We start from the raw sequence: 14718 nt of genomic DNA, 5'->3' as shown, positions 1-14718 counted from the left end.
AACGGCCGTCCAGGCGGGGCAGTTGTGTCGTGCGCGCGATTTCGCTCCGATATGAAGAGTCGGACTCCGGAGCAGGACCGGCCCCCCGAACAAGCACCGCACAAGGGTGCGGCTCTCATGCTGGAAGTCGACGAACAGCATGGCGGCGGGTTCCTCCTTCCGAATATCTCATGGAGCGGCGAACAGCACCCTGCATGACCAACCAACAGGCCGACCCTTCACGAGGTGAGCCCGCAACAGCAACAGCGCAACGGAACAGACTGCAACGTCCGCTTTTCCCTAGCAAAGGGGTGCTCGACTGGCGGGCGGGCGGCAACTGATAGCGGACCTTGTGTCTGGGAGAGAACATGTGGGGTGTCGAGAGGTGTTAGGGCGTGCCGGCGGCCCTGTGGAGGAACGCGGCCATCGCATCCCGGTTCACGGGCTGCAGCGCCCGATAGGTGCGGGTCCCATTGGATTCGGTCCAGCCGGAACTGATGCCCTGCGCAGCCAGCCAGGACATCTCCTTGTAGAACAGCTGGTCCGTGCTCACATCCGCGAACGGCGACACCGCCGGCGGCGTGTACGTGGGAGATCCGGCGAACCGGTACAGGAACGCGGCCATCGCATCCCGGTTCACGGGCTGCAGCGCCCGATAGGTGCGGGTCCCATTGGATTCGGTCCAGCCGGAACTGATGCCCCGCGCAGCGAGCCAGGACATCTCCTTGTAGAACAGCTGGTCCGTGCTCACATCCGCGAACGGCGACACCGCCGGCGGCGTGTACGTGGGAGATCCGGCGAACCGGTACAGGAACGCGGCCATCGCATCCCGGTTCACGGGCTGCAGCGCCCGATAGGAGCGGGTCCCATTGGATTCGGTCCAGCCGGAACTGATGCCCCGCGCAGCGAGCCAGGACATCTCCTTGTAGAACAGCTGGTCCGTGCTCACATCCGCGAACGGCGACACCGCCGGCGGCGTATACGGCGCCGGGGTGATCTTGAAGGTGGTGGCCCATTCGGTGGTCGCACCAGCCTGCAGGACGTAGCCGTCGGTGGCGCGCGCGGTGACCGTGACGGTCCCGGTGCCCGGGTACGAGCCGGCGGCCTTGACCGTCCCGCCGACCAGGTATTCCACGCCCTCAGCTGTGGGGATCGTGTAGGTGTCGTCCTTCGTGCCGTCCATATCCGCGAACACCACAGCACCTGGAGTGACGCCCGCGGAAGCAGTGGTGAAGGTCCAGGTCCGGTCCGACGCCAACGGGTTACCGGCAGCATCCTTCACACCAGTGGAGCCGCCCTTGATCGTCGCCGTGTACGTCGTACCCGCCGCCAGATCCGCCGTCGGGTTCAACGACGCAGCGTTGTTGGCGCTGTTGTACGACACAGCGGCCGGCACCGCCGTCGACGCGGTCGTCAACGTGAATGTGCCCGACGTAACGGTCGACGCATCCATCGCCTCCGAAAAGGTCCCCGTCACATTCGCCGAAACCGCCACACCCGTTGCGCCAGCCGACGGCGACGTGGCCGTCACCGTCGGGGCCGTGGTATCGCCCCCACCACCGCCGGGGCCAGGCTCATAAAAGTTCCAGTACCGGTTTGTGGCGTTCACATCGGCGAGCAGCAACACACCGCTGTTGGCCGTGCCCCACGCCGTACTGTTGAGGTTCTGTTTCGTCGACGTCACGTTGTGCACATACTGGTCGGCGTCCACGATACGAGCCGTCTTCGTGGTCGTGAAGTTGATGTTGTCCAGCGGCGTGGACTTCTCGTAGATCGCACCCCCCGAGCTGGTGCAGACACCGGCATTCGTCGTGCCGCTCGGCTTCGGATAGGTGGCGAAGGTGCGCAGCCTCTGCGTACCCTCATCAATGAGGACGAGGACTCGGTTCGGGCACTCCGACACGGTCGCGATCGTGTTCACGGACCACGTCGAACCATTGAATGACAGCAGCTGGATCAGCGGCTCAGAGGCCGACGTAAACGACGTCTTAATAGCGGCGAAGACCCGGCCACCGGAGGAGTCCAGCCACTTCAAGTTCATGTGGTCATCACCGCTGCGCTGCCCCTGCACCGCCGCTTCCGGAGTGCTCCAGGAGGTGTTGGACGCTCCATCGACGTGGTAGCTCCAATACATGCCATCGGTGGCGTCACCGACCTGCCGGCTCCACAGCACACCCATCTTCCCGTCGAACGCGATCAAAGCCGAGGTGTCATCCACAGACACGTTGCTCAATGACGCAGGATGCTGGAACGGCGTCCCCCACGTCACGCCGGCCGCGTTGGTGACGTTCATAAAGATCTTGTTTCCCTGCTGCCACGTGGCCCATACCCGGCCAGTCGAGTCCTTGTCGATGGTAAGGGTCTCAACGCGCTGATTGTTGATCTGTTCTGAACTCAGCAGCGTGTACGTCTTGGAACTCGGGTTGTAGCTGTAGCGCCGCATGGTCGTCGGGAAGTTCGGCTCAGCCGGCAGACCGTCGTTGACGAACCGATAGCTCGCCACGTACAGCGTCGCGCCGTCCCACAGCACGTCATGATGAGTGTTCGCCCGCGTGTCCGTCGCCACGCCCGTATCAACCCACGACCCCGTTGCACCGTTGTAACGGAAGATATGAAAAACCGAGCTGGCAGCGTCCCACAAGTTCCCCCACCAGGCCCCGTCATTGAACCACAACGCACTCGTTGCCCGCTTTGAACCTGTCGGCGTCCCCGTCCCCGAATGCGACAGACCCTCGTCTCCCACGTCACCTGGAGCCGCCGACGCCGCAACCGGTACCACCAGACAACCCAGCGCAAGCAGGAGCGCTACCAGCAGTGCTGACAGCAGTGCTTGGAGCAGATTCCGCGACCCGCGTAGACGAGGACCAGCCGAGAGGGCACCTCCGCGCCTTACGCCAAGCCAGGACCGTCCAACCGCATGCGCATTATGGTTGCTCATGTCTTCATCCTTCCGACATCCAATCTGGGAAACCTTGATGGTGCCGATCCACCGCGCCCCTTGCCAGTCCAGCAGGTGATGGCTTTCCGTAGCCGGGACCACCTCAGGTCGTGAGCGGGCTGCGGCCCGCGCAAGTCGCTGGCGGGCGTGAACGCCGAGATCGGATCCTGCACGGCCCAGTCCTCGGGGGTTGCTCCTACTGCTCTAGTCGCGCCCCCCGGTGTTCGGGTACGCGGCGCCAGAGCCACTGGCTCACGCACGCCGTAACCCGGGGCACATATTTTGGAACTAATGCGGAGTTCGGGCTCTTCGCAGCCCACAGGTTTCAAGCATTGGGGGCCGAGCAACTGATTAAAGCCGCCCACCCGGCGGAGGACTTCACGCCGAAAGCACATGTTTGCGCCAATTACTTTCCTGACTTCGGACGCCGCCTTGGGCAGACCGCTGCGGCTGTAGCCCGATCCGGCCGAGCTCGCCACCGAAATGGGCCGGGCGGACATATGCCCACTCCGGTTCAACGCGCCCGCCCACGGCCGTCACATCGTGGTCCAGAAGAAATTCCATCCGCCGTTCGAGCCATGCCGGTGCAGCTTGGGCGCCGTCGTCCAGGAGCACTAAGACATCGGAACTTGCGTCGCCCGCCCCGGTGTTACGCGCTGCGGAAAGTCCCACTGTGCCCCCAATCTTTCCCTGCGTCACGCCATCCACCTAGGACGTCGCCCATACGGCACCTCATTATGGTCGGAACAACACTGACCTCTCGGGGGACCAGCCTTTGGGCTCGAACTGAATGAATCTTACTGACGCCCTCGGTGACGAGAAGCGTCAGCTCGGAGAAACAAATTGAAAGCTGGGTGAGATTAGACAAATGCATCCTTACTTCATGACATTACGGAAGATTAGACGCTGTCGCGCTTATCGAAGCGCGGTACTAGGGCTTGTCTGCCATAGTCTGATACATGGCCCCAGCTCTCTAAGCCATTCCCCGTGCCGTAGAGACTATGGTCGACCCCCAATTGGTGTCACGAGTAGGCCATACTTGCTTTCCCGGCTGGGTCCACTCGGTAAGTACCGGGTTATTGGATCCTTCGTCCCTATGCGTGGTTCTGGCCAGCTGAGTCGACGGTCGGGCTGTTGTCGGTGTATTAGCGATGGTGCGACATCGGGTCTCGTTGAATGGCAGCAACTAAACACCCATTCCCGATCTGCCATGTCTACTTTGGTTAGGCTGTTAGCGCGACCTCGGCATTCTCGCCCGTTCCATAAACGTTAGTGACGGGGTTACAGCGTTGCGGATCGCTTTCGAGTTTCGCAACTGCCTTGAATCGGATCGAACTTTGGTCGCAATTTCCGCGTTCTTTGGAACGTCTCTAAACCGGCGGCTGCCCATCAACTGTCATCTGCCAGGAATCGTCAGCCTGATGAAATGCCGTATTCCCATGGACTTCATCCTGCACCGCATGCGCTGCGGATACCGCGGTGCGCTGCGCGTGGGAGTTGAGCACGGGGCGTCGTGCGTCGCTGCTGTTGGGCGCTGATGGTGGCGTCGTTTGCGCCCGGTGGGATGAGCATCGGCTGGATGGCGGGTTGGGGTTTCATCGCCGGCGAGAAGACGCTCCCGTGGAAGCGAATTACCAACCGCTCAGTTGCGGTGGCCCTGACTGTTATCGCGCAAGAGACCCTTCTATGGTGGTAAGTCAAGCTATGAGTGTCTGAAGTTGGCGGAAGATCTGCCTGGCGATGAAGCACTTTAGTCAGCGGCGGATTTCCCGTGGGCTCCTGCCTTCTGCAGCGCGTCGCTCGATGTAGGCACGGGTGTCGGGTCTGTGAGGCTTCTGGTCCGGTCGATGACGTCCAGTGGCCGGGCCTCGCAGACGGCAAATCGCTCCATCTCGAGCAGGCGCGTCAGCCTTGTGGGCCAGACTCGCGGACTCCCGGGCGTTTCTTACCGGGTTTATGCTGGGTTTGCCGGTTGCGCCCGGATCCCTGAGGCGCCTGGAACCTACGAGAGCGTGATACGCATGAACAGTTCAGACACTGTCGTGGCGGGCCTTGATTCGGAGCTCGGCTGGGTCCGGGAAATGTACACCCACCTGCACCGGCATCCCGAACTAAGCCTCAAGGAACATCAGACCTCCCAGCTGGTCCAAGAGAAACTCACCGCTTTCGGCTACAAAGTCACACGCATCGGCGGTACCGGTGTCGTCGGCGTCCTAACGAACGGGACTGGCCAGACAGTCCTGGCACGGGCCGACATGGATGCCCTGCCCGTCACCGAGGCCACCGGCCTGCCCTACTCCTCGGAGGTGGACGGGGTCATGCACGCGTGCGGGCACGACGTCCACGTAACTACTTTGCTCGGCGCCGCCAAACTCATGGCGGACAACCGCGGGGCCTGGTCCGGGACCTACATCGCTCTGTTCCAGCCGGCGGAGGAGGTCGGCGCGGGGTCCAAGGCAATGGTCGACGACGGACTGATCACCAAAGTGCCCCGGCCCGACGTCGCCCTGGCCCAACACGTGATGCCCTTTGCTGCCGGGACCCTGGCCACCACGGCCGGGCCGGTCCTCTCCGCCGGAGATTCGCTCAAGATCACCGTGCACGGCATGGGCGCGCACGGCTCCATGCCCCACATGTCAGTGGACCCGGTGGTGCTGGCCTCTTCGATCGTTCTGCGGCTGCAGACAGTCGTCTCACGGGAGACCAAGCCGGGCGACTTCGCTGTGGTCACCGTCGGGGCCCTCAACGCCGGCACGACATCGAACATCATCCCTGACCGTGCCACGCTCCGGCTGAACATCCGCACCTACGACAACCAGGTCCGGTCCGCGGTGCTCGGCTCGATCGAGCGGATCGTGAAGGGCGAGTGCGTCGCCGCCGGATCACCGCAGGAACCCGAGTTCGAGTATTACGACCAGTTCCCGCTGACCAGCAACGATAAAGCCGTGACAGATCAGGTCACCGAAGCCTTCACCGCGCACTTCGGGGCCGACGCCGTAAGCCGTGCCACGCCGCAAACCGCGTCGGAAGACTTCAGCCGCATTCCGGACGCCTTCGGCGTGCCCTACACTTTCTGGCTCCTGGGCGGGGTGGACCCGGACACCTACCGGGCCGCCGTCGCCAAGGGGACCGTTTCACGGGACATTCCGGCGAACCACTCGCCCCTATTCGCCCCCGTGATCGAGCCGACGCTGTCCATGGGCATCCAGACACATGTCGTCGCCGCAATGACCTACCTCACCAAGGATGCCTAGATCATGGGCACTGTCCAGTTCTCAGCCAAAACCGAAACCCAATGGAAGCCCAACGATGCGTGGCTGATCGGCATTGTCCTCGCCGTCATCAACTTCTGGCTGTTCGCGCAGACCCTGCTCAACGTCATCCCCGGCATTCAAGGATCTCTCGGGATCGAACGGACACTGGGGAACCTCGCGGTCTCCATCACCTCGCTGTTCTCCGGGATCTTCATCGTCGTCGCTGGCGGACTTGCCGACCGTTTGGGCCGCGTGAAAATCATGAAAGTCGGGATCTACCTGAGCATCCTCGGATCGCTCCTGATCGCCCTGACCCCGGAGAACGCCGGCGGCCTGACGGCGGCTGCCCTGCTCGGCGGCCGCGTCGTGCAGGGGCTTTCCGCGGCCTGCATCATGCCCTCCACCATGGCCCTCGTGAAGACCTACTATGAGGGGAAGGAACGCCAGCGGGCCCTCTCATTCTGGTCGATCGGCTCGTGGGGCGGCTCGGGCTTCTGCGCCCTCTTCGGCGGCCTCATGGCGACGTCGGCCCTCGGCTGGAGGTCCATCTTCTGGATCTCGATCGTGCTATCGGTCGTCGCCCTGTTCCTGCTGCGGGGCACTCCTGAGTCCAAAGCGGCGGCGCGGGCAGGCGGAAGTTTCGACTGGGGCGGCCTGATCACCCTCGTCATCGCCCTCCTGGCACTAAACGTCTATATCTCCCAGGGTCCGCTGATCGGCTGGCTCAGCTGGGCCGGCATCGGACTCATCGCCGTCACGGTGGTCGCGGCCCTGGTGTTCTTCGGGATCGAGACGAGCCGGCACGACCCGGTCCTGAACGTGAAGCTGTTCCGCAACTCGACCTTCGCCGGCGCCACGATGTCGAATTTCCTGCTCAACGGCGCGGCCGGGACGCTGATCGTCTCCCTTGGCCTGGTCCAGGTCGCCGCCGGCATGTCCTCGCTGCAGTCCGGCCTGCTGACCCTCGGCTACCTGATTGCGATCCTTTCCACCATCCGGGTCGGGGAGAAACTGCTCCAGCGCTTCGGACCGAAGAGGCCGATGATCTGGGGCAGCGCGATCGCCGGCGTCGGAATCCTGTTGACATCGATGACTTTCACCCTGATCGGGCAATACATCGTCCTCACCGTCATCGGCTTCACCCTGTTCGGCGTCGGTCTCGGCTTCTATGCGACACCGTCCACCGATGCCGCGCTGTCCAACGTGCCGGACGATGAGGCCGGGGCCGCCGCCGGCATCTACAAGATGGCCTCGTCGCTGGGCAATGCGATGGGCGTGGCCATCTCGGCGGCCCTGTACGTTGCCGCGCAGTCCATGGACCCCGATACCATCCGGTCTTGGGGCCTCTTCGTCGGCAACCAGGAAAACGTGGCCCTGCGCTTCGGCGGTGCCGTGGGAATTTTGTTCAACCTATTTATGGTGGTGATCGCCATCATCGCCATCATGATCACGGTGCCGGACGATCGGGCCGTCAAGCGGGCCGACTACCCGGCGACACCATCGATCGGAAGCTAGAGAGCCACCGACTTTCGCGGACCGGACCGCCCCTCGAAAGTCGGTAGAACCCGCGTCGGGGATTTGGCCCGTTCCGAGCCTTCGTAGCCTGGGCAGGAACGCATCGGTGACCCGGCCCCGGTATCGGCGCCCGGGAAAAGCAGACGGGACCGGCACTGCCTGCCTGCACAGTGGTAACTACGCCTCTGAGGACGGTGGCCGCCCGGTCGCTTAATATGGTGCCCTTGGTCTGAGAGGGCTTGGCGGTGGCCATTCCTACGGTGCGGAACGCGTGCCTGCGTCCGTGCCCGACCCCGACGTGGGAACGAAGTTCCAGTCGAAAGACCCGTTGTCTCGGAGTGTCATCCGAAGGAACCCGTGGGTGTCGCTGAACCGCTTCACGATGTACGACGGACTGCTGGTGAAGGGGCGCAGATCGATACCGCCCGTGGAAACCTGGAACGCGGTCATCCCGTCACTGACGCACTCGTCGGCGTTGTTCACCGGACACGAGCGTTCGTAGTTGTGTTGTGACCCTGACAGGGTCAGACGGACCCGGTGCTTCCACATCACGTCGATCCACGGCTTGTGGTCAGAGGCCCGGTCATGTTCCCTCGTGTTCGACGTGAAGTACGGTTCGTGGTGCACGACTGCCAGGTGCTTACCCGCCGCTTTAGCAGCAGCGAGGTCGTTGTCCAGCCACGTCGTCAACGCCCGAGCCTGCGAGGGGTCGTACCGCCAGTGCGCGGACGACAGGAACGCGAAGTGCCAGTTCCCGAAGTCCTTCGAGTACGGTTCCCCGTCCCTGATGAACCCACGCTGCTGGTTGATCGCAGCCTTCGCCGTAGATCCCGGGCATTGGCCATTCATGAAGTTGCCGAGGTCTTCGTTGCGGCCGGGTTTCCAGTCGTGGTTGGGTGCGGACACCCAGTACAACTTGGGCTTCGTGCCACCCCACAGCGGCGTCCAGTAATTCACGTAGTCAGCGCAGGACGCGGTGTCGTATTGGAAGTCCCCGAGCCCTAGGAACGCGTCAATCTCGTTGTTCTGCACGAGCCGGGTGATCGCCGCACCGTTCCGACCGGACGGGCTATCAGGCGCGTAGTTCCTGACGCCGTTCATGTCACCGACAGCAGCGATCCGAACATCAGTGATCCGACCGCCGATGGAGAGGGACACGGCCCAAAGGCAAGTGACGCCTAAGAGGAACGCGGAAACCCCAGCGATAACACGGTTGCGGCGCATGGGGGCCTCCCTTCGTTGGGGGTGCGGTGTGTACCACTTCGGGCATATCGGGGGGTCCGCCCTGTATGTCCGTTTTTCGAGTGTAGAACAACCCCGGACGCTGTTTACCTCGCCATGCCTCCGGCCCGGTAACCGAATCACTTGGTAAGGACCACGGCGATGACGTCATCAAGGCAGCGATTGCGGCTGGCCGGCCTCCGGAATCCACTTGAATGCGGAGTGTTCGCTTTGTACGGCCGCCGTTCTTCCGCCATACGGCACCGAAATCAACAAAAGAATGGCTTTTGTTCTCTACATGGACCTGGGTTTGCGGCTGGTCCAAAGTTTTCGCTCCGACCCCTGTTCATGCAGGACTACTGGGGCAAGGCAGCAAGTCATGTTGTACGCGGCCCTAGCCACCATGAACTGGTGAACGCGAAAACCCAACTGAAGGACGAACAAGGATGAACACCCAGCAGAGGCCGCACAAGGCGGTACGCGGTCCGCCGCAGTCGGCCACTCCCCCAGCCGTCCCTCGTCATTCCGGTAGGGCCGGAAGGGTTCCCTGATCCCTTACCGCAGCCACCCAAAGATATCGGAGGATGTCCTCGATTGCATGTCGGGTGTTCAACCGTCCGAGGCACTGAAGTTGGCTGATTTCGGCGAGCTGTTCTGCTCATTTGGACGAAATCTGCTGTGGGCCGCCATCCTCGGCTTTGCCGATGTGCCGGGTCTCATGGTCGCTTCGGTTTGGCTAGGTCACCGGCGGCTGCAGCGCAAGAAACAGCAGGGAACAACAACGACGGGACAACGAGGACTGGGCCAAGCGCCGTCAGGGAGGTGTGTCGCCAAATACGACAGCTTCCCTCTCCGTGCACACCCGGGGACCTCTAACCGTTCCGCACAGAAATTCCTCAGGCGATCCACACGGAGGACACAGTCGGCGAGCCCACCATTGTTCCAACGGGAGTAGCTGCGAACGCGACGGCGACCGCGACTTACCGGAGCGTCGGTGGCGAGCGGCAAGACCTTTAGCCGAAAGAGGACCGGCACTTATGCCGACTATAGATGTGAGGCTCAATGATCACTTTGCGCAAGCACCTACTCCCTCCAGTCCTCCAGACAGGTTGCTGTCGACGGAAGCCTGTACCACTGAAATCGCGGCCTCCACGTCCGGCGGCATGACCAGTAGATCCGCCGGTTCAAGCCCCGAACAGTGAGGTGCCCCCGATGTCACCAAAACGCGAACCACGCTTCTGGAACCGTGAACACGCTCCCTTAATCATGCTCGGCGTCGGATGAAATGTTCCATCCCTGACAATTCATGAAGTACCTGCAAGAGAGGAACAATGGAAATGAATACTTCGAATCAGTGTCCCGTTGCTGGCTGCGGTGAGACAGGCGTGAAGTTGTCGCCTGATCACGACCCGTTTGAACTAATTACCTTTGACCGGCTAGCGGCTCGAACGATGGAACTTGCCTGTTCGCTTCATAGTGAAATCCTGTGGGAGCGATATAGGAAGGAAGTAAGTGCAGCCATGATGAGTGCCTCCCGACGTCGAACTGCTGCTGCGCCTGCTGATTCCGTGGCAACGGTTTCCTGGCGTCTGAACTCCCACAATGACCCCACATCAAAAGCAATCGCGTCCCTACTGGCACTGGGAGAGAGCGATGAATACTCGTTACCACTGGAGCAGTGAAACTGAGACACACGGCCGGCGGAGAAGTGTGGGGACAACCAAATTCCAAGGGTCCCGGCGTAGACCAAGCTGGACACATCGCCAGCCTTTAGTCGCCGGGATACTGCTTTTGCCGATGCCGACCGCACGGGCGGAGGGTTTGAGACCATCTCCTTGCTTGATCGAGGCCAGAAAACGGATACCTGCTGGAGACGTCGAACTCAAATACATATCGAATCACCTTGAAATAGGTGTTGCTTAGATCGACAGAATCCCCGGGGCTAAACAGCACATCCAAGTCCATGACCGGGCCCCCATCGGATACGCCCTCGTATCCTCGTACGACCAAGACCTTACCGCCCGGAAGAATGCCCCTGGTTGCTCTTGGAGTGTCGTCGGAGCAGACGTTCACGGACCAGGGACTCGCCGCTGCCGACCGGGCACACCTCGGGCTCAAGGAAGCGCTAGCCGCTTGACCGTCAACAAGACGTATCAAGTCATGCGCTTACCTGGCAACGTCGCCATGAACAGTCATGACATCAAGAAATGCAAACCAGCAAAGGCAGCACCGCTCCCCCAGCCAGCGTCCAGTCATGCAGCTGGCGGCACCCCGGGCCATGAACGAGTAAACAGCGCCACCGCTGCCCGAACCACGAGAAAAAGCCACCGGCCACAGCAACGGCACACCAACAAAAATAGGCCCCGGAGGGGCCCATAAGTGAACAGTTTGTGCACACTCAGAGGCCCTCAGGCCCCCTGAACAGAGAAAACACGTGCCCGAGGTGGGACTCGAACCGGGTTCCGACCCTTGAATATCCGCCACTCCCCCGCAAACCTTGCCAATCCGGCCCAGTCCGGCCGATATACGACCCGATCCGAAGCCCAGGGTGTGCACAATGTGCACACCCTCTTTTCTGCCACGTCGGCGATCCCAACCGGGCTGTCAATACGGCCGCCCGGACGGGATGCGATTTCGCTCCAACATGCCTAGTGTGGTTCCGGAACCGGACCAGCCCCCAATGAGCACCGCAATACGGGGCGGCCCCATGCTGGAAATCGACGAACAGCATGGCGGCGGGTCCCTCCTCTCCGATCGTCTCATGGGGACACGGACAGCGACCTCCACGACCAACCGACGGGTCGGCCTCCAGGAAGTGAGCACACACCACGAACGACGTAGCGGAGCCCTCCGCCACGCCTGGCGACCCCAACTCACATTGCGGAACCCCGCCCCACATGCCGTCGGCATGGTCAACGTCCTTTCACGAGCACTCGCTCGTTATGTCAAATAGTCAACAAAACCGAGGGCAGTTCCAGTACCCGATGCAGGAGCCGCTGAAGGGGGTTGTCACGTTCCAGCGCCTCTTCGCACCCCCTTGGGTGATATTCCCGGGCGGCCCGTGGCGTTGTTGGACCAACTGCCGGCCGTCGCCGCGGAAGCCGCGCGGGTGAGCCGTGCAAGGCAAGTCGTCTGCCCCCGTGTCAAGATCAACGCGGCACAGGCCGTGCCGCTACCCAGGGAGCCGGTACTCCTCGGCCGTGAGGTGCCAAATGGTGCCGGTAGTGCTGACTATCAGCGTGTAGGTTCCCGGCTGCAGGGCGATGCCGGTCGCCCCGGCTCCGGCCTTGATCCGGGCAAGAATGGTGATGGCCGGTCCTTTCGCAGGCTGGAGGTAGGCCACGGCCGGGCCGGTGAAGGTGTACTCGATGTGAAGTTTGCCGGTGACGGTCACGACCGGCCCCGGGGGCTTGGTGCCGGAGGCCTCCGCGACGGTGACCCACTCTTTGACCGGTGGCGGCGGGGCCGGGTTCAGCAGCTCGTTCACCGCGGTGACGGTAGCGGTGATTGTCCCGGCGACAGGTTCCCCGGTGATGTAGGTCACCGCAGCCACGAGGGCGGCGGCCACGGCGGTCGATGCCAGCCGCAGGCCGCGGCGCTGGGAATTGGTCCCGGCCAATGGCCTGGATGCACCGTCGGCGGCGTATTCTTTGGTGATCCGGAACAGGTCAATGATCCACCAAATGCCGGCACCGCCAAGTGTCAGCAGCTTCAGGGTGCCGGTGGCGGGCCGGCGGAGGTAGAACCGGTCCGCGCCGGTGAAGCCAAGGAACAACGCCAGCAGCCACGCGGTGTGGAGGGAACGAAGCGGCGGGACGTCGCCTTCGAAGAACAGCCCGTTCTGCCCGGGCAGGGGCACATTCTGATTTCCGGGCAGCTCGAATGGGATGTCCACGGTCTTTCGGGCCGGCCTGCGCAGGGCTGACGGGTGTCCCTGCTCGGGGTTCAGGGTGGGGTCCATGCTTCCCTACGGTTTTCGCACACAGAGCCGGGCGTTCGACGTCGGGCTGCTTTGCGACGTCATGATGCATATGAAGCAGTCCTACATCGACCCGGAGGATTTTGACCGGTCCGGTTGCGGACGCAGAGGTTGAGGCAGACGCTGGTCGTGGGGTAAGAACGTACTCGACCAAGGCTGAGTGTCGCGGGCACTCGGCGGGTCTGAGCGTACGCCCGATACGTCCCGTGTTCGGCCGGATGAAGCGTGGATCCTGGTTTCGTGTCTGCTGAGGAGTTCGGCGCGTTTCTTGACGGCGTTGACGTACTCAGCGAAAGCCGGCTCAATATCGGGCAGGGTCTTCCAAAGCGGGCCCAGGAGTGGGCCGGCAAAATCCTGTCTGACGTGCAAAAGCGTTTTTTCACCGTGGGACGTGAGCGTGAACGTGCACACGCCCTTGAGCAGGCCCAGGGCCAGGCGTCCGGTCCAGGTCATCGCTTCGCCCGGTATTTGCCGGACGCGTAGACGGTATGTACGGTTCCCGCCGGGCCGGCTCCGGACTCGAATCGTGGCCCCGTTGCGCAGTCCGCCGGAGATGTGGGTAATGCCGGAGTCCCAGACGGTATAGTTGCCGCCGTCGGTGATGATCTCCCATACCGTGGATTTCCGGGCACTGATCAGTGTCTTGGCCTCACAGGATCTCATGGCGCGCTCAGACCAGTACTTTGCCCTTGATCCTGTCAAACTCATCAGCACTGATAGTTCCAGAGTCCAGAAGAGCCCTGGCTTTGGCGATCTCCTCGCTTGGACTCGCTGCAGCGACCCCGCGGATGTACGCATCCGAGGCCTCCCGATGCTTTAGCGCCCGTTCCATGGACCTCTCAGTCATGCCTTTACCGCGGGCAATCAAGTACACCAGCAGGCTCAGAAAGGGCACGAATGCCAGGAAGATAACCCAGATGGCCTTCCACCAGCCGCTGAGCTTGTCGTCACGGAACAGGTCCCCAACGACGGCGAACAACGCCCAGAGCAAGGCGAAGAACGCATACACACAAAAAAACCACCAGAAAATGTTCCAAAAGTTTTCCCAGAAACTCATGTTGACTTCCCTGCTTTCAATTGGAGCGGCATTCGGCGCCAAGGCAGCCGGGCGCGTGAAATGGGCCTACCGCAGGTGAACAAAATCGCGGAACCTAGCACTTGGCCACGGTCCGCAAATCGCTGACCGCGGCCTGGACGTTGGCTGCTTCATCCCGCAGTGAGCCGACCGCCTGGGCCAGAGTGGCATCATCAGGAACATCCTTGACGGCCCGATCGAAGTTCTTTTCAGCCGCTTGAACGGCGTCCACTTCGTCTCTCGAGACGTCCTGACTGGCCTTGATCAGATCGTCGTAGGTCTTCGCGACCTGGTCTCGCGCCGAACGGATCTGCTCCACCGTTGCACCGGGCTTCAGGGTCTGCTTGAAGTTTGTCAGGGCCGCGGCATAGGCACTGGCAGCAGCGCACGCCTGCGAAACATTCTCTTGCGCCCGAGCGCTACTGACACTCGCCCCGGGACTGGACGGGCTGCAGCCCGTGAGCAACGCGACGGATGCCGCGATTGCGATCGATCCTGCAAGGATCGGGTGCGGTCTCGACATTGGAGGCTCCGATCCGAAATGGGTTGCCGCAGGAGGCTCTGCCACCGGCGAGTACGACCATTCTCGGGCCGCACCAGGGGCCCGGACCTCATCCGGTGATGATGATTCCCGACGCGAATACCAGAGATCCGATGGCGGGCCGCCACCCTGAAACACCACCCCCGGAGACTCCAGCGTCCGGCACCCGGTACACCGCGGCTTCCGAAGACAACGCCCTGTCAGGCGACCGCCAGG

At 62.4% G+C, this 14718-nt stretch carries 9 protein-coding genes and 1 pseudogene; 3 read left to right on the top strand and 7 right to left on the bottom strand.

Annotated elements, in window-relative coordinates:
- Window positions 1–367: 367 nt before the first annotated feature.
- Window positions 368–2917, bottom strand: a complete 2550-nt coding sequence (locus tag AC1DC5_RS05945) for an Ig-like domain-containing domain (RefSeq protein ID WP_476864515.1) — start codon at window positions 2915–2917, stop codon at window positions 368–370.
- Window positions 2918–3295: 378 nt separating this feature from the next.
- Complete coding sequence (locus AC1DC5_RS05940; protein WP_476864985.1) at window positions 3296–3589, bottom strand: glycosyltransferase; 294 nt, start codon at window positions 3587–3589, stop codon at window positions 3296–3298.
- A gap of 749 nt (window positions 3590–4338) precedes the next feature.
- On the opposite strand from AC1DC5_RS05940, the pseudogene AC1DC5_RS05935 reads away from it, so the two are divergent.
- From AC1DC5_RS05935 to AC1DC5_RS05925, 3 genes and pseudogenes are all read left to right on the top strand, one after another.
- A pseudogene (locus AC1DC5_RS05935) lies at window positions 4339–4613 on the top strand (copper chaperone).
- Between the two features lie 325 nt (window positions 4614–4938).
- Window positions 4939–6171 carry an amidohydrolase gene (locus tag AC1DC5_RS05930; protein WP_476864514.1) on the top strand — a complete coding sequence of 411 codons (1233 nt, stop codon included), beginning with the start codon at window positions 4939–4941 and terminating at the stop codon, window positions 6169–6171.
- Window positions 6172–6174: 3 nt separating this feature from the next.
- Window positions 6175–7686 (top strand): MFS transporter, encoded by a 1512-nt coding sequence (locus AC1DC5_RS05925; RefSeq protein WP_476864513.1) that lies wholly within the window; start codon window positions 6175–6177, stop codon window positions 7684–7686.
- Between the two features lie 255 nt (window positions 7687–7941).
- Here AC1DC5_RS05925 and AC1DC5_RS05920 read toward each other — a convergent pair whose 3' ends face one another.
- From AC1DC5_RS05920 to AC1DC5_RS05900, 5 genes are all read right to left on the bottom strand, one after another.
- A complete protein-coding gene (locus AC1DC5_RS05920) occupies window positions 7942–8844 on the bottom strand; it encodes a metallophosphoesterase family protein (RefSeq protein ID WP_476864512.1) in 903 nt (300 codons plus the stop codon).
- 3235 nt (window positions 8845–12079) lie between these two features.
- On the bottom strand, window positions 12080–12868 hold the full coding sequence (locus AC1DC5_RS05915) for a TM2 domain-containing protein (RefSeq protein ID WP_476864511.1): 789 nt from the start codon (window positions 12866–12868) through the stop codon (window positions 12080–12082).
- An 81-nt stretch (window positions 12869–12949) separates the two neighbouring features.
- The gene (locus tag AC1DC5_RS05910; protein ID WP_476864984.1) at window positions 12950–13549 is read right to left on the bottom strand and encodes an SRPBCC family protein; all 600 of its coding nucleotides are present in this window, start codon (window positions 13547–13549) and stop codon (window positions 12950–12952) included.
- Window positions 13550–13556: 7 nt separating this feature from the next.
- A complete protein-coding gene (locus AC1DC5_RS05905; protein WP_441403772.1) occupies window positions 13557–13943 on the bottom strand; it encodes an SHOCT domain-containing protein in 387 nt (128 codons plus the stop codon).
- A 94-nt stretch (window positions 13944–14037) separates the two neighbouring features.
- On the bottom strand, window positions 14038–14484 hold the full coding sequence (locus AC1DC5_RS05900; RefSeq protein WP_476864510.1) for a hypothetical protein: 447 nt from the start codon (window positions 14482–14484) through the stop codon (window positions 14038–14040).
- Window positions 14485–14718: the final 234 nt, after the last annotated feature.

Source organism: Arthrobacter sp. 10L424 (genome assembly GCF_056395325.1).
Note: the sequence above shows the minus strand (reverse complement) of the source record. Positions and strands in the feature narration are given on the sequence as shown.

Excerpts from the sequence above, each read along its gene's own strand:
- AC1DC5_RS05910 (WP_476864984.1), bottom strand. The coding sequence starts at position 13,549 with ATGAGATCCTGTGAGGCCAAGACACTGATCAGTGCCCGGAAATCCACG.
- AC1DC5_RS05945 (WP_476864515.1), bottom strand. The coding sequence starts at position 2,917 with ATGAGCAACCATAATGCGCATGCGGTTGGACGGTCCTGGCTTGGCGTA.
- AC1DC5_RS05915 (WP_476864511.1), bottom strand. The coding sequence starts at position 12,868 with ATGGACCCCACCCTGAACCCCGAGCAGGGACACCCGTCAGCCCTGCGC.
- AC1DC5_RS05900 (WP_476864510.1), bottom strand. The coding sequence starts at position 14,484 with ATGTCGAGACCGCACCCGATCCTTGCAGGATCGATCGCAATCGCGGCA.
- AC1DC5_RS05905 (WP_441403772.1), bottom strand. The coding sequence starts at position 13,943 with ATGAGTTTCTGGGAAAACTTTTGGAACATTTTCTGGTGGTTTTTTTGT.
- AC1DC5_RS05930 (WP_476864514.1), top strand. The coding sequence starts at position 4,939 with ATGAACAGTTCAGACACTGTCGTGGCGGGCCTTGATTCGGAGCTCGGC.
- AC1DC5_RS05925 (WP_476864513.1), top strand. The coding sequence starts at position 6,175 with ATGGGCACTGTCCAGTTCTCAGCCAAAACCGAAACCCAATGGAAGCCC.